Origin of the sequence: Halorubrum sp. LN27 (assembly GCF_016635065.1) — an archaeon.
GTDB lineage: Archaea > Halobacteriota > Halobacteria > Halobacteriales > Haloferacaceae > Halorubrum > Halorubrum salipaludis.
Genome location: NZ_JAEPET010000001.1, coordinates 2,276,196 through 2,298,419 on the forward strand (window position 1 = coordinate 2,276,196; position 22,224 = coordinate 2,298,419).

The 22,224-nt window shown below is 70.5% G+C and carries 20 protein-coding genes; 12 read left to right on the forward strand and 8 right to left on the reverse strand.

What is annotated here, in order from left to right; genetic code table 11:
• Window positions 1-139: 139 nt before the first annotated feature.
• The 6 genes from JIN95_RS11070 (at window position 140) to JIN95_RS11095 (ending at window position 6,087) form a co-directional block, all read left to right on the forward strand.
• A complete protein-coding gene (locus JIN95_RS11070) occupies window positions 140-1,495 on the forward strand; it encodes a twin-arginine translocation signal domain-containing protein (RefSeq protein ID WP_095636117.1) in 1,356 nt (451 codons plus the stop codon).
• Entirely contained in the window at window positions 1,465-2,574 is a 1,110-nt protein-coding gene (locus JIN95_RS11075) for a rhodanese-like domain-containing protein (RefSeq protein WP_321169261.1), read from the forward strand. The genes JIN95_RS11070 and JIN95_RS11075 overlap by 31 nt, the downstream gene beginning before the upstream one ends.
• Entirely contained in the window at window positions 2,571-3,611 is a 1,041-nt protein-coding gene (locus JIN95_RS11080) for a YncE family protein (protein WP_200531493.1), read from the forward strand. The genes JIN95_RS11075 and JIN95_RS11080 overlap by 4 nt, the downstream gene beginning before the upstream one ends.
• Window positions 3,612-3,698: 87 nt before the next feature.
• Window positions 3,699-4,082 (forward strand): SaoD/DsrE family protein, encoded by a 384-nt coding sequence (locus JIN95_RS11085; protein ID WP_137703798.1) that lies wholly within the window; start codon window positions 3,699-3,701, stop codon window positions 4,080-4,082.
• A gap of 54 nt (window positions 4,083-4,136) precedes the next feature.
• On the forward strand, window positions 4,137-5,624 hold the full coding sequence (locus JIN95_RS11090; RefSeq protein WP_303646642.1) for a dihydrolipoyl dehydrogenase: 1,488 nt from the start codon (window positions 4,137-4,139) through the stop codon (window positions 5,622-5,624).
• A 106-nt stretch (window positions 5,625-5,730) separates the two neighbouring features.
• Window positions 5,731-6,087 carry a DsrE family protein gene (locus tag JIN95_RS11095; protein WP_200531494.1) on the forward strand — a complete coding sequence of 119 codons (357 nt, stop codon included), beginning with the start codon at window positions 5,731-5,733 and terminating at the stop codon, window positions 6,085-6,087.
• Window positions 6,088-6,130: 43 nt separating this feature from the next.
• Here the strand turns inward: JIN95_RS11095 and JIN95_RS11100 are convergent, their stop codons facing one another.
• A complete protein-coding gene (locus tag JIN95_RS11100; protein ID WP_095636112.1) occupies window positions 6,131-7,786 on the reverse strand; it encodes a DUF2070 family protein in 1,656 nt (551 codons plus the stop codon).
• A complete protein-coding gene (locus JIN95_RS11105) occupies window positions 7,787-8,818 on the reverse strand; it encodes a glycosyltransferase (protein ID WP_200531495.1) in 1,032 nt (343 codons plus the stop codon).
• Window positions 8,819-9,209: 391 nt separating this feature from the next.
• Here JIN95_RS11105 and JIN95_RS11110 point away from each other — a divergent pair, with 391 nt between their 5' ends.
• Both JIN95_RS11110 and moaC read left to right on the forward strand, forming a co-directional pair.
• Complete coding sequence (locus tag JIN95_RS11110; protein WP_200531496.1) at window positions 9,210-10,658, forward strand: NAD(P)H-hydrate dehydratase; 1,449 nt, start codon at window positions 9,210-9,212, stop codon at window positions 10,656-10,658.
• Window positions 10,651-11,154, forward strand: a complete 504-nt coding sequence (gene moaC, locus JIN95_RS11115; RefSeq protein ID WP_200531497.1) for a cyclic pyranopterin monophosphate synthase MoaC — start codon at window positions 10,651-10,653, stop codon at window positions 11,152-11,154. The genes JIN95_RS11110 and moaC overlap by 8 nt, the downstream gene beginning before the upstream one ends.
• Before the next feature lie 29 nt (window positions 11,155-11,183).
• On the opposite strand, the gene JIN95_RS11120 is transcribed toward moaC, so the two are convergent.
• Together JIN95_RS11120 and fdhF are read right to left on the reverse strand one after the other, a co-directional pair.
• Window positions 11,184-12,908: a formate--tetrahydrofolate ligase gene (locus JIN95_RS11120; RefSeq protein ID WP_200531498.1), complete on the reverse strand. Its 1,725-nt coding sequence runs from the start codon at window positions 12,906-12,908 to the stop codon at window positions 11,184-11,186.
• Window positions 12,909-12,988: 80 nt separating this feature from the next.
• Complete coding sequence (fdhF, locus tag JIN95_RS11125) at window positions 12,989-15,154, reverse strand: formate dehydrogenase subunit alpha (RefSeq protein ID WP_200531499.1); 2,166 nt, start codon at window positions 15,152-15,154, stop codon at window positions 12,989-12,991.
• 153 nt (window positions 15,155-15,307) lie between these two features.
• Between fdhF and JIN95_RS11130 the strand changes: the two genes are divergently transcribed.
• The gene (locus JIN95_RS11130; protein WP_095636108.1) at window positions 15,308-15,931 is read left to right on the forward strand and encodes a hypothetical protein; all 624 of its coding nucleotides are present in this window, start codon (window positions 15,308-15,310) and stop codon (window positions 15,929-15,931) included.
• Window positions 15,932-16,313: 382 nt separating this feature from the next.
• Here JIN95_RS11130 and JIN95_RS11135 read toward each other — a convergent pair whose 3' ends face one another.
• Both JIN95_RS11135 and gcvT read right to left on the reverse strand, forming a co-directional pair.
• Window positions 16,314-16,733, reverse strand: coding sequence for a hypothetical protein (locus JIN95_RS11135; protein ID WP_200531500.1), 420 nt, complete (start codon window positions 16,731-16,733; stop codon window positions 16,314-16,316).
• Between the two features lie 147 nt (window positions 16,734-16,880).
• Window positions 16,881-18,062 (reverse strand): glycine cleavage system aminomethyltransferase GcvT, encoded by a 1,182-nt coding sequence (gene gcvT / locus JIN95_RS11140; protein WP_200531501.1) that lies wholly within the window; start codon window positions 18,060-18,062, stop codon window positions 16,881-16,883.
• Between the two features lie 125 nt (window positions 18,063-18,187).
• On the opposite strand from gcvT, the gene JIN95_RS11145 reads away from it, so the two are divergent.
• Window positions 18,188-18,859, forward strand: coding sequence for a S26 family signal peptidase (locus JIN95_RS11145; RefSeq protein WP_200531502.1), 672 nt, complete (start codon window positions 18,188-18,190; stop codon window positions 18,857-18,859).
• Window position 18,860: 1 nt separating this feature from the next.
• Here JIN95_RS11145 and JIN95_RS11150 read toward each other — a convergent pair whose 3' ends face one another.
• Window positions 18,861-19,349 (reverse strand): NYN domain-containing protein, encoded by a 489-nt coding sequence (locus JIN95_RS11150; protein ID WP_095636105.1) that lies wholly within the window; start codon window positions 19,347-19,349, stop codon window positions 18,861-18,863.
• Window positions 19,350-19,452: 103 nt separating this feature from the next.
• Between JIN95_RS11150 and JIN95_RS11155 the strand changes: the two genes are divergently transcribed.
• Together JIN95_RS11155 and JIN95_RS11160 are read left to right on the forward strand one after the other, a co-directional pair.
• Window positions 19,453-19,872, forward strand: coding sequence for a universal stress protein (locus tag JIN95_RS11155; protein WP_095636104.1), 420 nt, complete (start codon window positions 19,453-19,455; stop codon window positions 19,870-19,872).
• 163 nt (window positions 19,873-20,035) lie between these two features.
• Complete coding sequence (locus JIN95_RS11160; protein ID WP_095636103.1) at window positions 20,036-20,290, forward strand: hypothetical protein; 255 nt, start codon at window positions 20,036-20,038, stop codon at window positions 20,288-20,290.
• Between the two features lie 67 nt (window positions 20,291-20,357).
• Here JIN95_RS11160 and ilvD read toward each other — a convergent pair whose 3' ends face one another.
• Complete coding sequence (ilvD, locus tag JIN95_RS11165; protein ID WP_200531503.1) at window positions 20,358-22,145, reverse strand: dihydroxy-acid dehydratase; 1,788 nt, start codon at window positions 22,143-22,145, stop codon at window positions 20,358-20,360.
• Window positions 22,146-22,224: the final 79 nt, after the last annotated feature.

Consider the following 22,224-nt stretch of genomic DNA (forward strand, 5'->3'; position numbering starts at 1 on the left):
TCCCGCACGTAAAGCGTCGCTGGAGACGGTAACGGCTCCCTCGTGTCGGAGGCCGGCGCAATAATCGCCGGTACGTGGCACACGGGGCAACGAGCGGGAGGTCCGGGGAGTCTTTAGCCGTGAGACCCGTCGGTGGGGTATGAGCGACGACTGCGGCTGCGGGACGACCGACGCGGACTCGCGCCCCTCCGAGGGGGCCGCGGATCCCCGCCCCGCGAAGGGGAGCGATCTGGCGAACGACGACCGACGGAACCCCTTCGCGGAGGGGGTCGACCGACGGCGCCTCCTCAAGAGCTCCGGCGCCGTCGGCGCGACCGCGGCCCTCGCGGGCTGTTCCGGCGGGGACGGCGAGGGCGGCGACGAGTCCGAGCCGACGATGTTCGTGTTCAACAACGGGGACCGGACCGTCAGCGTGATCGACACCGAGTCGGACGAGCTGCTCACCTCCGCGTTCCTCGGGACGACCGCCTCGTTCCCGGCCAACCAGTACTCGACCGGCATCGACGACGACCACGACGTGCTCTGGCTCAACGTCTCCGGCGGCGTCCGGGGAATCGACCAGCGAACGCTCGAGGAGGTCGCCTTCGTCGAGACCGGGTACGGCCCGAACTACCCGAACGTGACCCCCGACGGGAATCACCTGCTGATCGCCTCGGGCGGGACGACCGGGATGGAGCCCGAGGGCGACGAGAACCACGCCATCTTCCGCGTCGACGCCGACCGCGACAGCGAGACCTTCGGCGAGGTGACCGCGGAGATCGAGACCGGCTACGTCGGTCCCTGCGACATGACGCTCGGCCCCGACGGCGACTACGCGTTCGTCGTCGACGTGGCCGACGAGGCGATCCGCGTGCTGAGCGTCGACCCGTTCGAGACGGTCGCGCGCGTCGATGCGGGCGAACCGGTCACCGAGGGGAACGTCCTCCCGTTCATGTGTACCGCCGCGTTCGACGGGGAGTACCTCCTCGTCGAGAACGGCGAGGGGACGCTCGGCGGCGAGCCCGAGGTGCCCCGCGAGGGCTCCGAGAGCCTGTGGGACATCTCCGACCCCGAGAACCCCGAGGAGGTCGGGAAGATCACCCGCGACGACGGCCTGCCCGGCGCGCCGATCACGAGCGAGGTGTCGCCGGACAACGAGGCCGCCTATCTCCTCATCCCCGGCGAGGGCGTCGGCGTGATCGACTTAGAGAGCTTCGAGTACGAGACGACCCTCGACGTGGGCGGGAGCAGCATCTCCGCGTCGTGGGGACCGAACCGCGAGAAGCTGTACGTCCCCGTGCAGGACGCCAACCAGGTCGCCGTGATCGACCACGCGAGCCGCGAGGTCACGGAGACGATCGAGGTCGGCGAGGCGCCCACGGGGGCCGCCGCCGGCACCGTCCGTCCGGAGAGCGACGCCGTGGCGAGCCTCCAGGCGTCGCTCGCGTCGCTCGGGATCACGTTCGGCGAGATGGAGGCGTCGTGGTGCATGGACGACCACTGCTACTGCGGATGACGGGGGAGCACTCGACCGGCGACGGCGGCGACTCCGATCCCGCCGAGAACGCGACCCGCCGCGGCCTGTTGCGGGCGGCGGCGGGGGCGACCGTCGCGGGCGCGGCGAGCACCGCCGGCTGTCTGGGCGTGACGACCCCCGCGGACGTGGCGGCGCAGAACGAGGTGTCGGGCAACGTGGGACACTTCGTCGGGCCGAGCTGGCTCGCCGACAACCGCGAGGACACCGTCGTCCTCGACGCCCGCGACCCGGAGCGGTTCCGCGAGGAGCGCATCTACCGCGCCCGACGCGTGCCGTTCGACGCGGTCACGGCCCGCGAGTCGACCGAGGAGGGCGACGTGCCCGACACAGACGCGATCGCGTCCGCGTTCGGCGAGGTCGGCGTGTCCCCGGACGACGACGTGCTCGTCTACGGCGCGAGCGTCGGGTCGCGCGTCACCCGCGTCGCGTTCGCGCTCGCCGCGGTCGGTCACGAGGGGTCGATCCGCGTCCTCAACGGCGGGCTCTCCGCCTGGAACGGCCGGCTCGGAACGGGGTCGCGGGACCGCGTCTCGCCGACCGAGTACGAGCCGGAGCCGGACGACTCGGCGTGGGTCACCCGCGAGTGGATCGCAGATCGGGTCGGGACGTTCAACGCCGACGGGCCCGGCCTCGTCGACGTGCGCGTCCCGGAGGCATATCTCGCCGCCGCGGGCTCGGACGCCCTGAACGGCGACCACGACCGGCACGGCCACCTCCCGGGCGCGGTCGACGTCCACTGGGTCGGAAACGTCTCCGGGCGCCGGATGACCGAACCCACCCGGCTCGTCCAGCTGTACGAGAGCGAGGCGGAGCTCGACCGCGGCGAGCCGGTCGTCGTCTACGGCGACGACAACGTCGACCCCACCTCGACCTGGCTGACGCTGAAGGCGATCGGCTTCGCGGACGTGCGGCTGTACGACGGCGGCTTCGGCGAGTGGGCGAACGTCGACGGCGATCGGGGGCGATACCCGGTCGAGACGGCGACGAACGTCGTCGTCGAGACCGACGGGAGCGTCGGCGGCGACGACGACGGCGGCGACTTCTCCTGTACGGGATGACCGAGGAGGTCGAGCGGGACGACGCGTCGACCGACGCCGGAGACGGCATCTCCGGCGATCGCGTCCTCGCGGTCCCCTGCGAGGGCGCCGACAGCCTCGCGCTGTTCGCGCTCGACACGGGCGAGCGCCTCGGCGAGGTCCCGGTGGGGAGCCATCCGGTCCACGCGACGACGTGTCGCGGGCGGACCGTCGTCGCGACCATGGGCGAGCGCGCCGTCACCGCGGTCGACCCGAGCGGCGAGGTGACCCGGGTCGAGACCGGCGTGTTGGGGCCGTCGCACTTCGCGGCCGCGAACGGCGAGCTGTACGTCTCCTGTTCCGCCGGCGACGCCCTCGCCGTCATCGACCCCGAGCGCCTGACCCTCGTCGATCGGGTCGCCGTCGGCGCCGAGCCGCACGAACTCGCCGTCTCGCCGGACGGAACGCGACTCTACTCGGGGAGCCGACGCGAGGGCGTCGTGGACGTCGTCGACACCGAGACCCGCGATCGGCTCGCCGCGATCGACGCCGGCGACGACGCGCGCGTGCAGGGCATCGCGGTCTCGTCCGACGGAACTCGCGGGTACGCGGTCGACCAACGCGGCGCGCGCGTCGTCTCCTTCGAGACCGGTGCCGAGTCCGGTCAGCTCTCCGTCGGCGAGCCGATCTCCGACGAGGCCGCGGTCGGCGCCGATCCCTACGACCTCGTCGTCACCGAGGGCCGCGTGTTCGTCCCCGGCCGCGGCGACGGCGTCGTCCACGAGTTCGACCTCGGCTTGGAGCCGATCGCGGTCCACGAGGGGTTCTCCAGACCGGTCGACGTGTTCCGGCTCGCCGGGCGCTGGTGGGTGCTCGACGCCGAGGCGTCCGGCCTCCGGTCGCTCGACGGCGAGCGCGTCGAGACGGCGGCGCCCGGGCTGGTCGCGACCCCGGCCGGCGACGGGCGGCTCGCCGTCTCGCACTACGACGACGACCGCGTCTCCCTCGTCGACGTCGACTCTGGGACCGTCTGGACCGCGGACTCGCCGGCGTACCCGTTCGGGTCGGTCGTGGTCTGACGGCCGGATCCCGAGCCCCGCGTCACCGACCCCGGAGATTCCTGCCGACGAACGCGGAGCCAAGCAGACACCGGCTGTGCCCGGCGTATGAAGGTCGCCTACGTCTTCGCGACTGCCGGACAGACCATCGACTACGTGCTCGGCGACATGATCCTCCCGCAGCTGGAGGCCGGCGCGCACGGCGCCGACGTGGTCGGGATGTTCTTCTTCCACGACAACACCTACGCGCTCCGCGAGGACGACCCGCTGGGCCAGCGGCTCGCAGACGTGGCGGCCGAACAGGAGATTCTGCTCATGCTGTGCGACCAGTGTGCGACTCGTCGAGGGCTCGCCGAGTTCGACCACACCGACGAGCACGGCCGCGACCACTACGAGCCGACGGACACGGTGGAGGGCGCGACCGTCGGCTGCTTCCCGGACCTCTACGAGGCGCTCGGCGAGGTCGGCGTCGACCAGGTCATCACCCTCTGAGATCGCCCGCATCTCCGCGGCTCGGCGCGCGCCCCGCACGTCGGCCGGAGGTTCATGGTCCCGGCCGCGCTCGGTGGCGGCATGCAGGAGTTCGACTTCCTCGTGATCGGGTCGGGGTCGGGTTTGGACGTGGCGAACGCGATGGCGGGCCGGGGAAAATCGGTCGCCGTCGTCGAGGAGGGCCGGCTCGGCGGAACGTGTCTCAACCGCGGCTGCATCCCCTCGAAGCAGCTGCTGTACCACGCCGAGGTGCTGGAGACGATCGAGCGCGCAAACGAGTTCGAGATCGACGCCGAAGTGGTCGACATCGACTTCTCGGAGATCGTCCGGAAAGTGAACGACGACGTCTCGGAGAGTTCCGAGTCGATCCGGCGGGGCTTAGGATCTTCGGACGCCCACGACCTGTTCAGCGGGACGGGTCGGTTCGTCGACGACCGGACGGTCGAGGTCGTCGACGGCGACGACGCGGGCGCCACGCTCCGCGCTGACACCGTCCTGATCGCCACCGGCACGCGCCCCTCGGTCCCCCCGATCGACGGGATCGAGGACGTGGAGTACCTCACGAGCACGGAGGCGCTCCGGCTGAAGGAGCCGCCGGAGCGCCTCGTAATCGTCGGCGGTGGATACATCGCGGCCGAGCTCGGTCACTTCTTCGGGACGTTCGGAAGCGACGTGACGATCGTGGGTCGACGCGAGCACCTCCTGCCCGAGGCAGACGAGGAGGTGGGCGAGGCGTTCACCGACCGCTACGCCGACCGTTTCGACGTGTACACGGGCTACGAGGCCGTCACGACCGCCGAGGAGGACGGCGACGTGACCGTCGAGGCCCGGCCGTACCCCGAGGCCGACTCGGTGCGCGCGGGCGGCGAGACGGTCGGGGCGCCGGAGGAGGCCGAGGCGGTGAGCGTCACGGGCGACGCGCTGCTCGTCGCGGCCGGCCGCCGGCCGAACACGGACGCGCTGAACCTCGACGCGACCGGGGTCGAGACCGACGACGCCGGCTTCGTGGAGACCGACGAGTACCTGCGGACCGACGCTGAGGGGGTGTGGGCGCTCGGCGACGTGGTCGGCGAGTACCTGCTGAAACACAGCGCGAACCACGAGGCGAAGGCGGTGATCCGGAACCTGCTCGGCGACGAGCTCGAGCCGGTCGACTACTCTGCGATGCCGTTTGCGGTGTTCGCCTCGCCCGAGGTCGCCGGCGTCGGCGCGCGCGAGCAGGAACTCCGCGAGGCGGACGCCGAGTACGCCACCAACACCTACGCCTACGACGAGACGGCCCGCGGCAGCGCGATGCACGCCCACGGCTTCGTGAAGGTGCTCGTCGACCTGGACGGCGAGATACTCGGCTGTCACATCGTCGGCCCCGAGGCGTCGAATCTGATCGAGGAGGTCGTCGTCGCGATGACCGCGGGGTCGGGGACGGTTGCGGACGTCCGCGACGCGGTCCACGTCCACCCCGCGCTCTCGGAGGTCGTCGACCGCGCCTTCTCCGGGCGGTTCTCGCGCGGCGGCGGACACGACCATCGCCATCACGGCTGATCGGTATCCGCTGACGGCGTGTTCCATGCGATCACATGGCGAATCGGCGTTCCGAACACACAGCCGCGGGGGGGTTATGTGTCGATGCGCACTACGAAGGAGCACGATGGCAAAAGCAGCAATCGTGATTCTCGCCGGCAACGAGTCGCACGCCGACTACGGTCGCATGGCGAACGCGCTGGAGGCGGCCAAGGAGTTCGCGGAGAACGACGACGACGAGCTCGAACTCATCTTCGACGGCGCGGGGACCCAGTGGATTCCCGAACTGGAAGACGAGGACAGCGACTACCACGAGCTGTATCAGGCGGTCCGCGACGACGTCGCGGTCTGTGACTACTGTTCCGGCGCGTTCGGCGTCGGCGAGGCCGTCGCCGACGCCGGCCTCGTCACCCTCGACGACTACGACGGCCACCCGAGCATCCGGTCGCTCGTCGACGACGACTACGAGATCATCACGTTCTGAGTCGGACCGCCCACCGGGCTCTCGCGGAGGGGGCCGCGGTCGGTCAGAAGAACAGCCAGACGACGAGCAGTCCGTACAAGATGACGAGCGCGATGATCGTCAGCCGAATCAGGATGTTGACGCTGAAGACGAGTCCGTTGTAGTCGTTTTTCAGGAGCTTGAGGGGGCGGGTCCGCCGACTGGTCAGGCCGATCGTCGCGGGGGCCACCTCGGCGGCGGCGCGCTCGACCGCCTCGCGAAGCGCGTCGGTGTCGGATCGCGTCGTGTTCGCGAGCTCGTGGATGGAGGCGTGGGTGTCCGTCGAGAAGATCAGGACCTCGTCGAACTCCCCGCGGTAGTCGGCCGCCAGCTCGCGCACGTCGGGCGTGACCCCGTTGGTGTCGATCCCCATCCACAGCACCTCCTGACCGTCGACCGCCTCGACGACCGCCGCCACGTCCTGGTCCGCGCGGCGGACCGCGAACCCCGCCGCGTAGTCGCGCAGGGGCGCGTCGGCGAGCCGGTCGCGGAAGTCGTCGAAGTGACGCTTCAGCCGGTCCGCCTCCGCGGAGCCGTACAGCACCTCCTTCTCCGGTCCGTTCTGTAGGTCGTGTTTGTGGAGGTCCACGAGCAACACCTCGGACTCGTCGACGTCGCCCATGAACACCCCCGTGTCGTAGTCGTCGATCCCCTCGCCGTGGAGGAATATCACCTGCTTGTCGCCAATCTGTCGCCCGTGAAACTGGATCTCGCCGTAGTCGTGACTCACCAGCCGCGACGCGCGGTCGACGCGGTTCGGGTCGGCGACGGCGTCGAGGATCTTCGCGGCGTCGTCCGGGTTCGAGAGGTCCTCCTTGTGCGTGCAGGGGACGTGGAGGAAGAAGCCGCTCTCGCCCTCGTCGCCGTCGTTCAGGGCGTCGATGACGTTCCCGCTCAGCTGGCCGCCGCCGAACCCGCCGAGGGGCCCGGGGTGGACCCAGGGCGCGACGAGCGTCAGCCGGTCGCCGTTGTCGATCGCGAGCGTCTCGACGGCGGGCTCGGCCTCGATCCCCAGATCGAGCGAGGCGCGGTCGTTCTGGAGGATGCCGGAGGTGAGCTCGAACGCGGAGACGTCGGTGTTGCTCCGGATGAGGTAGTCGACGATCGCGAGCACCAACACGAGAAACGCCGCCGCGATGAGCAGCGAGGCGAACGCGAACACGTGGCGATACGTCGAGAACCCCAGGTCCCCGCCGGCGAACGCGTAGAAGGCGGCGATCAGCGCCGCCGGCTCCGCGAGCGCGACGAGGAGGATCCGCTTGTAGCGGTCGATCCCCGTCGAGACGACGAGCGCGAGGATGTTGATCAGGTAGACCGTGATGAAGAGGAGCCAGACGATGCTCCACGCGCTCCCCACGTCGTTCGCCCCGGAGAGGACCAGCGCGTAGACGAACGTGACGAACTGGTTGGTCGCGGCGAGGAAGAAGCTCCACGACCGCGGGTACTCCGGGAGGACGCGGTGGAACAGCTCCCCGGCGAACAGGAAGGGGAGCAGGAAGAGCAGCACCGCGACCGGGAGGAGCGTCGACGGCTCCGGCGAGAACGGCGTGAACGCCGAGAAGGCGGCGAACGCGACGACGCTGTAGACGACCGAGAGGACCGCCATGGCGGGGAGCTGCCGCGAGAGCGGCGGCACGCTGAACACCAGCCGCTGGAACACGTCGACGTTGTCCGCGCCCATCTACGACACCCCGTATATCTCCTCTAACTCGTCTATCGTTCGCTCGACAGAGAACGTCTCGACCGCCGCGCGGGTCGGCCTGTCGCCGTCGAGGCAGTCGACGACGGCGCGCTCCATGTCGTCGAGGTCGCCGTGCTCGAACCGGGCGCCGTTGTCCGGGCCGATGGTCCGGTCGAAGGGGGGCACGTCCGCGGCGGCGACCGGGGTCCCGCAGGCGTTCGCCTCCAGCGTCGAGAGCCCGAGGGTGTCGCAGGTCGAGGCGGTGACGAAGACGTCGAGCGCGGAGTAAAAGGCCGGGAGGTCCTCCCGCGGGAGGAAATCGCGGAACCGCGCGTTCTCCGGCGCGTCCGCTTCGAGGTCGTCCCGGACCGGCCCCTCGCCGACGAGCTCGAACCGCAGGTCCGGCCGGCGCTCCGCCAACCGGAGGATCTCGTCGACGTGCTTCTTCCGAGTCATCCGCCCGCTGTACCCCACGGTCGGCTCGTCGCTCGCGAACTTCGAGTCGGCCACCGGCTGGAACGTGTCCGTCTCGATGCCGACCGGGAGCTTCCGCGGCGTCACGTCCCGCCGGATCCGCGAGGTCGACGCGGTGACGCAGTCGAACGATCGGAGGAACCGGTTCTCGTAGGCCACGTAGGCCCGCCCGGCGACCCCGGCCAGCGCCTCCAGTTTCAGCCCCTGGACGAAGTAGTCCTCCACGGGGGTGTGGTGGGTGTACACGGATTTCACGCCGCGCTGCTTCGCGTAGCGGCGGCCCAGCAGGCCGGTCGAGGCCGGGCCGTGACAGTGGACCACGTCGAGGTCGGGAAGCGTCGAGAGGCGTCGGTATAGCGGAACGCGATACTGGCGGTAGAAGGGGTTCGGCAGCGACGGCACGGGGAGCTCGCGCTCGTCGGGGTCGTGGCTGCTCGCCGGGTAGACGACGTACACCTCGTGGCCCCGGTCCTCGAGCCGGTTCCGCCACGCGCGGATCGTGTACGTGACGCCGTCGACGCCGGGGAAGTAGCTGTCCGTGAAGAATCCGATGTTCATGCGAGGGCTGACCGTCGTCGCGTCGTCTGTCGCGCGTCGCAGCCGGAGCGCGTTCCGGAGGCGGGGAGCTGCGCCGTTCCGCCGCGGCCCGCGGTCGGGGACGCCGCCGCATACGGGGCCGCTGTCGGTCGGGGGAGCGCCGTCCCCGTCTCGTCCCGGGCGCGAGACCATCGTCTCGTAGCGCCGTCGTTGCGTCCTGACTGTGCCACGGTTGTTACGTCGCGGATTTTCTTCGGACGTGCATCAACATTTTCATTTCACGACCGGCGCGGCCCCGGCACCGCGGCTCCGGGAACGCGGACGCGCCGCCGACCCGCGGCCCACCCCGCTCCGGGGCCCCACCGTCCCCCACGGCCACACCATTAATCACGCGGCGCGCGAAGTCCCGCCCATGATCACAAGCGATCGGATGGCGGCGGTCGACGCCAACGCCGCCGCCCTCGGCGTCCCGCGGAAGCAGCTGATGGAGTCGTCCGGCAACGCGGTCGCCCGCGAGGTCCGGGAGCTCGCCGACCCCGGCGCGACGGTCGAGCTGCTCTGCGGGCGCGGGAACAACGGCGGGGACGCGTTCGTCGCGGCGCGGTTCCTCTCGGCGTACGACGTCACCGTCCGCCTGCTCGGACGCCCCGAGTCGATCCGGACCGAGATCGCCCGCGAGAACTGGGAGGCGCTCGGCGCCGCCGGAGTCCCGACCGAATCGGTGGCCGACGCCGCGGACCTCGCGCTCGACGACCCTGACGTAATCGTCGACGCGATGCTCGGGACCGGGGTGGCGGGCGCGCTCCGGGAGCCGGAGCGGACCGCGGCGCGGCTGGCGAACGAGACCGACGCCGCGGTCGTCGCCGTCGACGTGCCCTCCGGGATCGACGCCGACACCGGCGAGCCGACCGGAGAGGGCTCCGGCGACGAGGTTCGCGTCGAGGCCGACCGCGTCGTCACCTTCCACGACGAGAAGCCCGGGCTGGCCGCGCTCGACGCGGCCGTGACCGTCGCGGACATCGGCATCCCCGCGGCCGCGGAGCGGTTCACCGGCCCCGGCGACCTGCTCGGGATCGCTCGCGATCCGACCTCGCACAAGGGAGAGAACGGCGAGGTGCTCGTGATCGGGGGCGGCCCGTACACCGGCGCGCCGTCGCTCTCGGCCCGGTCGGCCCTCCGGACCGGCGCCGACCTCGTGCGCGTGGCCTGCCCGGAGACGGTGGCGCGGACGGTCCAGGGGTACTCCGCGGACCTGATCGTCCGCGGCCTCCCGGGCGACCGCGTGGGGCCGGCCCACGTCGACCGCGCGCTGGAGCTCGCCGCCGGCAACGACGTGGTCGTGCTCGGCCCGGGGCTCGGCGGCGGCGACGGGACCCGCGAGTTCGTCCGGCGATTCCTGTCGCGGTACGGCGGGCGCGCTGTCGTCGACGCCGACGCCCTGCGGGTCGTCCCCGATGTCGACACGGACGCCGAGCTGATCTGCACGCCGCACCAGGGCGAGCTGGTCGGCATGGGCGGCGAGACGGCCGACGACCCGGACGAGCGCGCGGCGCTCGTGCGGTCGTTCGCCGACGAGGTCGGCCACACCCTGCTCGTGAAGGGCGCGACCGACGTGGTCACTGACGGCGACGCGGTCCGGCTGAACCGCACGGGGAACCCGGGGATGACCGTCGGCGGGACCGGCGACGTGCTCGCGGGCGCGGTCGGCGCGCTCGCGGCCGTGACCGACCCCTTCGAGGCGGCCGCGGCCGGGACGTACGTCAACGGACTGGCCGGCGACGCGGCGGCCGCGGACCTGGGGAACGGCCTCGTGGCGACGGACTTAATCGATCGGCTTCCCGAGGCGATGCGTGATGAGTGAGGAGCCTACCGACGATCCCACCGGCGACCTGACCCACACCGACGCGTCCGGCGAGGTCCGGATGGTCGACGTGGGCGACAAGCCCGACACGAGCCGCCGCGCGGTCGCGCGCGGCGAGATCCGGCTGACGCCCTCGACGATCGCGGCGGTCGAGGCCGACGAGGTCGGCAAGGGCGACGTGCTCGCGACCGCGCGGGTGGGTGCGGTGCAGGCCGTCAAACACACGTGGGAGACGATCCCGATGTGCCACCAGATCCCGATCACGAACGTCGACACCGACTTCGCCGTCGGCGAGGACCGGATCGAGCTGACGGTCGCCGTGGAGACCACCGGGAAGACCGGCTGCGAGATGGAGGCGCTAGAGGGCGTGACGACCGGGCTCAACGTGGTCTGGGACATGGTGAAGGCCGCGGAGAAGGACGGCGACGGCGGCTATCCGGACACCGGCATCTCCGGGGTCGAGGTCGTCGAGAAGGAGAAGCGGGCGCTCGAGTAGAGCCCCCCGAGTCCGAACCGCGGTCGGGTTCAGAACAGTCCGCTCACGTTCCCGTCGGCGTCCACGTCGATCTCCTCCGCGGCGGGTTCGGCCGGGAGGCCGGGCATCGTCATCACGTCCGCGGTCTTGACGACGACGAAGCCGGCGCCCGCCGACGGCGACGCCTCGCGGACGGTGAGCGTCCACCCCTCCGGGACGCCGGTCAGCGAGGGGTCGTCGGCGAAGGAGTACGGCGTCTTCGAGAGGCAGACCGGGAGGTCGCCGTACCCCCACGCCTCGATGCGGTCGAGGTCGGCGGCGGCGCCGTCGACGTACTCCACCCCGTCGGCGCCGTACACCTCCCGGGCGACGGTCTCGATCTTCTCGCGCAGCGGGGCGTCGAGGTCGTACAGGGGAGCGAACTCCCCAGTTCCGGCGCGCTCGCGGACCAGCTCGGCGAGTCCGATCGCCCCTTCGCCGCCGTCGCGGTAAGCGGTCGAGCGCGCGACCGGGATCCCGTCCTCGGCGAGCTCGGACTCCAGGGCTCGGAGCTCCGACGCGGCGTCGTCGGCGAAGACGTTGACCGCGACGACCGCGGGGATCCCGAACGACTCCGCGATCTCGACGTGGCGTTTCACGTTGTCGGCGCCGGCTCGGACCGCCTCGGGATCGGTCGCGGCCAGCGCGTCGAAGTCGGTCGGCCACATCTCCAGTCCGTGGCGCTTCGCGCCGCGGACCGTCGCGACCACGACCGCCACGTCGGGAACGACCCCCTGACGGGCGACGATGTGCGCGAACTTCTCGGCGCCGAGGTCCGCGCCGAAGCCGGCCTCGGTGACGAGGTAGTCGGCGAGCGAGGCGCCGACGCGGTCGGCGACGAGCGTGTTGGTCCCGTGCGCGATGTTGGCGAAGGGGCCGCCGTGGACGAAGGCGGGGACCCCCTCGACCGTCTGGACGAGGTTCGGGCGGAACGCGTCGCGCAGGAGGGCCGTCGCGGCGCCCGTGACGCCGAGGTCCGCGGGCGTGACCGGGTCGCCGTCGGCGTCCTCGGCGAGCACGATCCGCCCGATTCGCTCCTTGAGGTCCGACAGGTCGTCCGCGAGCCCGAGGACGGCCGTCAGCTCCGAGGCGGCGGTGATGACGAACTCGTCTTCCCGCGGCACGCCGCTCGCGGGCCCGCCGAGCCCCGCGACGACCTCGCGGAGCGCGCGGTCGTTGACGTCGAGCGCGCGCGGCCAGTCGACCCGGCGGGCGTCGACCTCCGCCTCGTTCCCCTGGTGGAGGTGGTTGTCGAGCGCCGCGGACAGCAGGTTGTGCGCGGCCGTGAGCGCGTGCATGTCGCCGGTGAAGTGGAGGTTGATCGCTTCCATCGGGAGGACCTGCGAGTACCCGCCGCCCGCGGCGCCGCCCTTGACCCCGAAGACGGGACCGAGCGAGGGCTCTCGGACGGCCACCGCGGCCGACTCCCCCAGCCCCGCGAGCGCCTGCCCGAGCCCCACCGTCGTCACGGTCTTCCCCTCCCCCTTCGGCGTCGGGGTCATCCCGGTGACGAGCACCGTTGTCCCGTCGGGCTCGCCCGCGGTCGCCGACCGGACCGCCGACCGCGTGAGCTTCGCGACCCCATCGCCCCGTGGTTCGATCGCGTCGGGGCCCAGCCCGAGGTCGCCGGCGACCGCCTCGACGGGCCGGGGCGTCGCGGCGCGCGCGACCGCGAGGTCGGACGCCGGTACCTCACTCGCGTCGGTCCCGTCGGCTGCGGGGTTCTGGTGTACCATACCGGAGCCTTCTCTCGGGGGCGTAATCAGTGTTGGACGCGTTCTCGGGCAGCGAAAAAGGCCGTCCGCTGCCGGCGCGATCAGTCGTCCGCCGGTTCCGCGTCGTCCGAGGCCGCCCCGTCGCTCGCGCTCTCCCCGCCGTCGGCGACGGTGACCGCGATGTCCGCCGCCGCGGCCTTGTACTCGGGGATCTTCGCCCGCTCGTCGAGCACGTCGTTCGTGAGGCGGTTCGCGGAGGCGGCCGCGAAGTGCGGCGTCGTCCAGACGACCCCCTCCTTGATGTCCTCGGTCACCTGTGCTTTCACCTCGATCTCGCCGCGCCGCGACCGGAGCGTGACGGTGTCGCCGTCCTCGATCCCGTAGGCCTCCGCGTCGTTCGGGTGCACGTCGACGAAGTTCTCCGGGTGCTGACGCGAGAGCGTCGGCGACCGCCGGCTCATCGTCCCCGTGTTGTAGTGCTCCTCCAGCCGGGCGGTGGTGAGGATCAGCGGGTACTCCTCGTCGGGCACCTCGGCCGGGGGCTGGTGGCGGACGCCCTCGATCTGCCCGAGCCCGCTCTCCGTGTCGAAGGAGTCCTCGTAGAGGTACTGGTCGCCCTCGTCGCCCTCCTCGTAGCAGGGCCACTGGAGCCCGGTCTCGCCCAGCGCGTCGTAGGTCATCCCGTGGTAGATCGGACAGACCTCCCGGAGCTCCTCGAAGACCGCTTCCACGTCGTCGAACCGGAACTCGTCGTCGCTGAAGAGGCGGCTGCCGACCTCCATCAGGATATCGAGGTCGTGTTTCGTGTTCTCGTGGACCGTCTCGGCGCCGCGCATGCGCTGGACCCGCCGGTCGGTGTTGGTGACGGTGCCGCCGCGCTCCGCCCACGTCGTCGCCGGGAGGACCACGTCCGCGAGCTCCGCGGTCTCGGTCATGAAGATGTCCTGCGCGACCATGAACTCGAGCGACTCGAGGCGCTTCTCGACCTCGTTGCCGTCGGGCTCGCTCATCACGGGGTTCTCGCCCATCACGTACAGCCCCTTCACCGAGCGGCCGGCCTCGTGGGAGATCTCCACGTTGGTGAGCCCGGGTTCGTCGGGGACCTTGAACCCCCACACGTCCTCGACGCTCTCGCGCGCCTCGTCGTCGTCGACGAGCTGGTAGCCGGGGAGCACGTTCGGCATCGCGCCCACGTCGCTCGTCCCCTGGACGTTGTTCTGCCCGCGGAGGGGGTTGACGCCGGTGCCGGGCTTCCCGAGGTTCCCCGTGATCAGCGCGAGGTTGATCTCGTTCTGCACGTTGTCGACGCCGCAGGTGTGCTGGCTCATCCCCATCCCGGTGAAGATGGCGGCGTTGTTCGCCATCGCGTACTTCTCCGCGGCGAGCTCGATGTCTTCGAGGGGGACGCCGGCCTCCTCGGCGGCCGCCTCCTTGTCGAAGTCCGCGAGCGTCTCCTTGAGATGCTCGAACCCCTCGGTGCGCTCCTCGACGAACTCCTCGTCGATCCAGCCCGCCTCGGGCTCCGCCTCGTGGCGTTCGAGGATCGTCTTCAGGACGACGTTGAGGAGGGGAATGTCGGCGCCCGGGTTCAACTGGAGGTGCATGTGCCGCTCGGTCTCCTCGATCTCGAACGACCGGGTGGTCTTGTTGGCGTGCGGGTCGACCTGGATGACGGTGGCGCCCTCCAGCACGGCCTGCCGGAAGTACTGGCTGTTGGCGATCGGGTGTTGTTCGCCGGGGTTCGCGCCCTGTATCCAGAGCACGTCGGCCGACTCCTCCAAGTCGACCATGCTGTTCGTCATCGCGCCCGCGCCGAGGCTGGTCCGGAGCGCCCACACCGTCGAGGCGTGGCACATCCGCGTGCAGTTGTCGACGTTGTTGGTTCCGTACCGGCGCGCGATCTTCTGGAGGAGGTAGTTCTCCTCGTTCATCGTCTTCGAGGAGCCGAAGAATCCCATCGCGTCGGGGCCGTGCTCGTCGCGGATCGACTCCATCTCCGAGACGATCCGCGAGTAGGCCTCCTCCCACGTCGCCTCGCGGAACTCGCCGTCCTCCTTGATCAGCGGTTCCGTCAGCCGGTCCTCGTGGTCGACGACCTGCGTCGCCGCCCCGCCCTTGATGCAGACGCGCCCCTCGTTGACCGGCGCCTCGCCCCACGGCATGAAGTTCACGTCGCCGGGGTCGTCGCCCTGGTTCACCTTGATCCCGCACCCGACGCCGCAGTACGGGCAGATGGTCTTCACCGGCTCGTCGCCCTCAGCGGACATGGCGCTCACCATGACGTGCGATCATGTGTCACGATCCGTGATCCACTCGCATGAGTGTGTCGGTGGTTCCCGTCGAAGGGGACGAAAGCTCCCGCCGAAGGGGGCCCGAGGCGGCCGCCGAACCGTTTTGCCGACTCGTGCCCTTCGACCGGTATGGACCGCTCGCTCGCCGATATCGAGGGTCGGGTCGCCGACCGCGTCGAGGCGTACCGGGAGTCGGCCCCCTTCCACCCGGTCGAGGCGGAGGCGATCGAGTCCCTCCCGGAGGCGTTCCGGAGCGGCGAGTACGGCAAGCGCGACGTGGAGTGGGTCGTCCGCTGGTACTTCCGTCGGGCGGTGACCGACATCGACCACGGGGCGCGCCGCGCGGTCGAGTCGGCGGTGTCCGACGCGGAGCCCCGGGAGCTTCGGGGGGCGATCTGGGACGCGGTCGACGCGCTGGACGAGGAGGCGGGCTCTCCACCCCACCACCGCGCGCTCGACGCTCTCACGGGGATTCCGGGCGTCGACCTCGAGGTCGCCTCCGCGCTGCTGTGGTTCCTCGACCCGGACGAGTACCTCGTCGTCGGCGAGCGCGAGTGGGCGGTCGTCGCCGCGCTGACCGACGACGCAGACATCGGTGTTGACCTCGACGAACAGTACCCCGAGCCGATGACGGTCGACGCGTACGACCGATACCTCGACGCGGTGCGAGCGCTCGCCGACCTGCTCGACGTCGACCACTGGCACCTCTACATGGCGCTCCGGAGCGTTCACGCGGAGGCCACCGATCGATGAACAGTGCTTCCCGATCGACGGCGGGAGTAAGTATTGTACGTTGGCTGATCAGCTATTTATACGGGATCGAAAGGCGTTGCTGTCGGGTGTTTATACGTGATCGATGTGTCTGTGGTGAAGATCTCCAAAGCCCCAGCCGCGAGGCGGCCTCGGAGGCACGCAGGGCGAGAGCGAAGCTCTCGCTTGCAGCCGGCGGCAAGCCGCCGGCGACGCCACTGCACCGTTCTTTATAAGCAATCATCGCCGCCGCTCACGGCTGTTTAAATACTGTTCTGCCGCAGCCGATCTGCGAGACTCACTCCCGACAGTGACCGTCACCGAAACAGACGCATCTCCGTCAGAAGAGCTCAAGCATCCATATCACCGATATCGGTCGCTCTAGCTACCCACCGAGCGCATCGACGCCGGTGAAGTAATACCGGTTCTCGTATCGGATATACGCGGCGTAGCAGTCCGTGTCCAAAAGCGCCGGCCTCTCAGACGTGGCGTACCGTCCCGTCTCGTCGGCGTCGGACTGCAGATCGTCTATCGCACTCGTGACCTCCTCCTGTGCTCCGGGCGGAAGATCGTCAAACCGGCAGCGAGCACTACCCTCGTCGATATCGGTTGTCGGTTCCGAGACGGTGATCACGTGTGACGGCGAGCCGTCGCCCCCTTCGCTGTCGTTGTTCGCGGATTCGGCGTCACTCTCACCGTTCCGAGACTCAGTCTCACCGCTTTGGACCGAGTCAGCCTCTCGTTCCAGACACCCACCGATACTAGCGGTAATCCCGCAGTAGATCAGAAGGTGCCGGCGGTTCATACGGGCCCATGATCGGAAGTGCGTATATGCTTTCTCCCGACGGTCTTCTGACACATCCGCTCCAGGCCGATCAGTCGACCCAGAGCGCTCGACCTGAATTGCTCGACTGGGAACGCGACGGGAGACCTACGGAACCCGAACTCGACCTTACCGATCCACGAACGGCGGAATCACGACCTCCGCGCGCTTCTCGTCGCCGCGCACGACGACGCTCACCTCGGTGCCCGGCTCGGTGTAGTGCTCGTGGAGGTACCCTAACCCGATCGGCTCGTCGAGCGTGGGGCTCATCGTGCCGGAGGTGAGCTGGCCGACCCGCGTGAGGTCGCCGTCGGTGACGGCGTAGCCGTTTCGGGGGACGCCGCGTTCGAGCAGGCGGACGCCGACGAACTTCTCGTCGACGCCCTCCTCCTTCTGGGCCTCGAGGGCGTCGCGGCCGACGAACTCCGTGTCGAGCTTCACGACGAAGCCGATCCGCGCCTCGTAGGGGGTCCGCGGCTCGCTCTCGGGGTCGAAGTCCTGTCCGGAGAGGAGGTACCCCATCTCCGTGCGGAGGGTGTCGCGCGCGCCGAGCCCGCAGGGCTGGGCGGTCGGTCCACCGGCGTCCTCGCCGACGAACGCCGCCCAGACGGCCTCGGCGTCGCCCGCGGGACACATCACCTCGAACCCGTCCTCGCCGGTGTAGCCGGTCCGGGCGACCCAGCTGTCGGCCCCGGCGACGGCGGCGACCGTCGCCTCGAACTTCGAGAGGCCGACGACCCGGTCAGCGGGCGTCGCGTCGTCGACCGCGTCGGCCGCGTCCGGCCCCTGCACCGCGAGCATCGCCCAGTCGTCGGTCGCGTTCTCGACCGCGGCGTCGAGCCCCTGCTCGTCTCGGTAGTCGATCCACCGGTCGTACATCTGCTCGTCGTGGCCGGCGTTGGGGACGAAGAGGTACGCCGGGTCGCCGTCGCCGGCGTCGAGGTCGCGGTCGAGCCCGGAGAGCGCGGCGGCGCCGTCGCCCGCCTCGATCCCGTCGGGAAGGCGGTAGACGACGGTGTCGTCGAGCATGACGCCGTCCGCGTTCGTGATCGCGGCGTACTGGGAGTCCCCCGGGTCGAGCGCGGTCACGTCGTTGGTCGTGAGGCGGTTCATCAGCGTCGTCGCGTCCGGTCCCGACACCTCGATCTCGCCCATGTGCGACACGTCGAAGACGCCGAGCGAGTCGCGGACCGCCGCGTGCTCCTCGCTGATCGAGTCGAACTCGACCGGCATCTGCCAGCCGCCGAAGTCGGTGAATTTCGCGCCGCGTTCCTCGTGGATCTCGTGGAGAGGGGTGCGTCGGTCCGTCATGGACCAACCGTCGCTTGGCCCGACCTAAGGTCTTGTCATCGGACACCTCTCGGGCGGGGTCGCGACGCCCTCGTCCGCCCTCGCCCGCCGACAGGCTCAAGCCGTTTCCTCCCCCGGTACCGCACGTGACGCGGAACCTCTCCGGCCTGCTCGCGCCCGCCGCCGCGGTCCTGCTGGTCGCGGTCGTCGTCGCCGCGGTCGCGGGCGCGTGGCCCCCGTTCGTCGCCGTCGAGAGCGGGAGCATGGCCCCGGAGGTGGAGCGCGGCGATCTGGTCGTTGTCACGTCCACCGACCGGTTTCCGTGGGGCGGGCTCGTCGGCGCCGCGGAGCCGGGCGCGCCGACCAGGTTCGGGAGCGCCGGCGACGTGGTCGTGTTCGACCCGCCGAGCGACGGCCAGAAGCCGATACTCCACCGGATCGCCTTCCCGGTGAGCGCCGGCGAAGACTGGACCGACCGGGCCGATCCCGCGCTGCTCGACGGCGACTGCGCGACGATCGCGGGGTGTCCGGCCCCCTACGACGGGTACATCACCTACGGTGACGCCAACGGCGAGTACGACCAGAGCGCCGGGATCGCCCCGATCGTCCGCGAGGACTGGATCACCGCCAAGGCGCTGTTCGCCGTCCCGAACCTCGGCTGGGTCCGCGTCGGCGTCGACGCCGCGATCGCGCGGGTGGGGCTCCTCCCGACCGCCGTGGGGTTCGGCGGCCTCGCCGCCGCCACCGGCGGGGTCGGCGCGCTCCTCTTCGGACGGATCGCGGCGCGTCGAACGGTCCGAGACGACCGCGAGCGTTAAATCACGACCCGTCTGCGCCGTTCCCCTCGCCGTCCGCGTCGCCGCCCCTGTCGCCGTCGAGCGTCACCGAGTCGTTCGTGGCGTTGCGGAGGGCGTCGGACCGGCCGAACTCGCCGGGCGCGATCGCGAGCGTCCGGATCCCGTAGCCGTTTGCGGTCTCGACGACCGGCTTGAAGTCGGTGTCTCGCGAGGCGATCGCGAGCGTCGACATCCGCCCCTCCGCCGCGAAGCGCGCGGCGTCGACCGCGAGCTTCACATCGACGTCGCCGCTCGTGACGACGACCTCGAAGCCGCGGGCCTCCGCGGCCTGGATGAGTCCCGGCGTCGCGTGCTCGTCGAGGTAGAGCCGCGTCGTCACGAGCTGCCCCTCCGCCTCCGCCGCGACCCGCACGTCGTCGAGGTCGACGTCGAACTCCTCCCGCAACACGTTCGGCCCGTCGACGAACAGCGCCACGCCGACGGGGTCGTCGTCCGACCGGCTGGATTCCATGCCTCACGGTGCGTGACCCGCGGAGATATGCGTGCTGGTCTGGCGGGGCACGTTTGATCCGTGCGAACACACCACTTATCCGTGCGTCGGGCGAAGGGCGACCATGATATCCCGCGTGCTGGTTCCGATGGACGAGTCGGAGATGGCGGAGCGCGCGCTCCGGTTCGCGCTGGAGGCGCACCCGGACGCGGAGATCGTCGTGCTCCACGTGGTGGGGCAGCCTTCCTCCATGATGGGCGGTGCGGCCGGGCTCGCGCTCGCCGACGACACCGAGGAGGCGGCGCGGGAACAGGCGAGCGACCTGCTCGAACGCGCCCGCGAGATCGCCGCGGAGAGCGGGATCGAGATCGAAACGGACGTGATGGCCGGCCACCCCGCGCGGTCGGTCGTCGACGCGAGCGAGGAGTTCGACGTCGTCGTCATCGGCAGCCACAGCGGGAGCCTCGCGGACCGGCTCCTCGTCGGCAACATCGCCGAGAAGATCGTCCGGGGGTCGGCGTCTCCGGTGACGGTCGTCCGCTGACGGTTGTCACGCTGACGCGACCGCGTCGACGGGCGCGAACGCGAGACCGAACGCCGCCGTCGGTTCGGCTTGTGAACACCTTATATTCGTATTACCACCTGATCGACGACCGTAGTGAATATACGGAGTATTGAAGTAGGATGTCCAAGAATAACGAGATAAGATGTCGGGACCAAACGCATACACGGTGATTTCCGAGCAGAACGATCACGATTGCACCACGGTACGTGCACATCCGCGCAACGAGACGTACCACGTCGTCGAGTACGCCGACGAGGACGCGCGCGAGCGCGTCGCGGACCTCCCGGTCGGGTCGGTGGTCAAAATGGAACTGTCGCGCGCCGGCCGCCGGAGCAACGTCTGGCGCGCCGAATCGGTCCGGACGGCCCACACCGACGGCGGGGTGGCCGGTGAGTAAGGAGCGACGGAGAGGGTCGAAAACGGCGCGCAGCTTATAACCGCTCGGAGGCGGTCCTTCCAGTCTCTTACAGATCGCGGGTCAGCCGCGGATTCGTCACGGCGCCGTCGGACGCGCCGGCGAAGTCGCGGGCGTACTTCGCGAGGATGCCGCCTTCGTACTGCGGTTCCGGCGCCTCCCACTCCTCGCGGCGCTCCGCGATCTCCTCCTCGGAGAGGTCGACCGCGAGGTCGCGCTCGGGGATGTCCACGGTGACGTGATCGCCGTCCTCGATGAGGCCGATCGGGCCGCCGTCGGCCGCCTCGGGCGCGACGTGGCCGATCATCGGGCCGCGGGTCGCCCCGGAGAAGCGGCCGTCCGTCAGGAGCGCCACGTCGTCCTCGTGGCCCGCGCCGACGACGGCGGCGGTGACGCCGAGCATCTCGCGCATGCCGGGGCCGCCGGTCGGCCCCTCGTTGCGGATCACGATCACGTCGCCGGAGTCGACCGCGCCGGACTGGACGTACTCCATCGCGTCCTCCTCGTTCTCGAACACGCGGGCCGGCCCCTCGTGGTAGAACTCGTCGTCGCCGGTCACCTTCAGCACCGAGCCGTTGGGCGCGAGGTTCCCCTTGAGGATCTTGATGGCGCCCTCCTCCTCCTTGGGGTCGTCGACGGTGTAGAGGAAGTCCGCCTCGATCTCCGAATCGTCCGGGAGTTCGCCCGAGTCTTCCAGCTCAGCGATCTCCTCTTCGAGTGTCCGCCCCGTCACGGTCATCGCGTCGCCGTGGAGCAGGTCGGCCTCCAGCAGGCGGCGGAGCACGACCGGCACGCCGCCGACCTCGTGGAGGTCGTTCATCACGCTGTTGCCGCCGGGCTGCAGGTCCGCGATCTTCGGCGTGCGTCGCGAGATCTCGTCGAAGTCCTCGATCGAGAGGTCCACGTCGGCCTCGGCGGCCAGCGCGAGCAGGTGGAGCACGCCGTTCGTGGAGCCGCCGATGGCGGTCTGTAGGGCGATCGCGTTCTCGAAGGACTTCCGCGAGAGGATGTCGGAGGGGCGGCGGTCCTGCTCGATGCACTCCAAGGCGAGCTCGCCCGCGCGCTCGGCGACCTCGTAGCGCTCCTCGTCTTCCGCGGGCGCGGAGGCGGAGCCGAGCGGCGCCATCCCGAGCGCCTCGGAGATGGACGCCATCGTGTTCGCCGTGAACATCCCGCCGCAGGAGCCCGCGCCGGGACAGGCGTGGCGCTCCAGATCGTCGAGCTCCTCGCCGCTCATGTCGCCCTCGGCGTAGGCGCCGACGCCCTCGAACACCTGCACGATGGTCACGTCGCGGCCGTCGTGCTGGCCGGGCATGATCGAGCCGCCGTAGAGGAAGACGGAGGGGAGGTCGGTGCGGATCGACGCCATCAGCATGCCGGGGAGGTTCTTGTCGCAGCCGGCGACCGTCACCAGCGCGTCCATCCGCTCGCCGAAGGAGACGAGCTCGACGGAGTCCGCGATGACCTCCCGAGAGATGAGTGAGGCCTTCATCCCCTCGGTCCCCATCGAGATGGCGTCGGAGATGGTGATCGTCCCGAACTCGATCGGCATCCCGCCCGCGGCGTCGATCCCGTCGATCGCCGCGTCCGCCACGTCGTCGAGGTGGACGTTACACGGCGTGATGTCGGCCGCCGGGTTCGGCACGCCGATGATCGGCGACGAGAGGTCCTCGTCGTCGAACCCCATCGCCCGGAACATCGCGCGGTGCGGGGCCTTGTCGGCCCCCTCCGTCACGTCTCTGCTCCGTAAGTCCTCGTCCTTCTCGCCCGCGAACCGGTCCGCGTCGTCGCGGTTTCGGGGGGCTGCTCCCTCCGACCGCGGCTGCTGTTCGCTCATACTCGACCCTGTCGCTCGGGGGTCTTAAACGGCGTCGTCGGGGCGAGGGTTGCTCGGTGTGGCGAACGGGTTCGGGGAC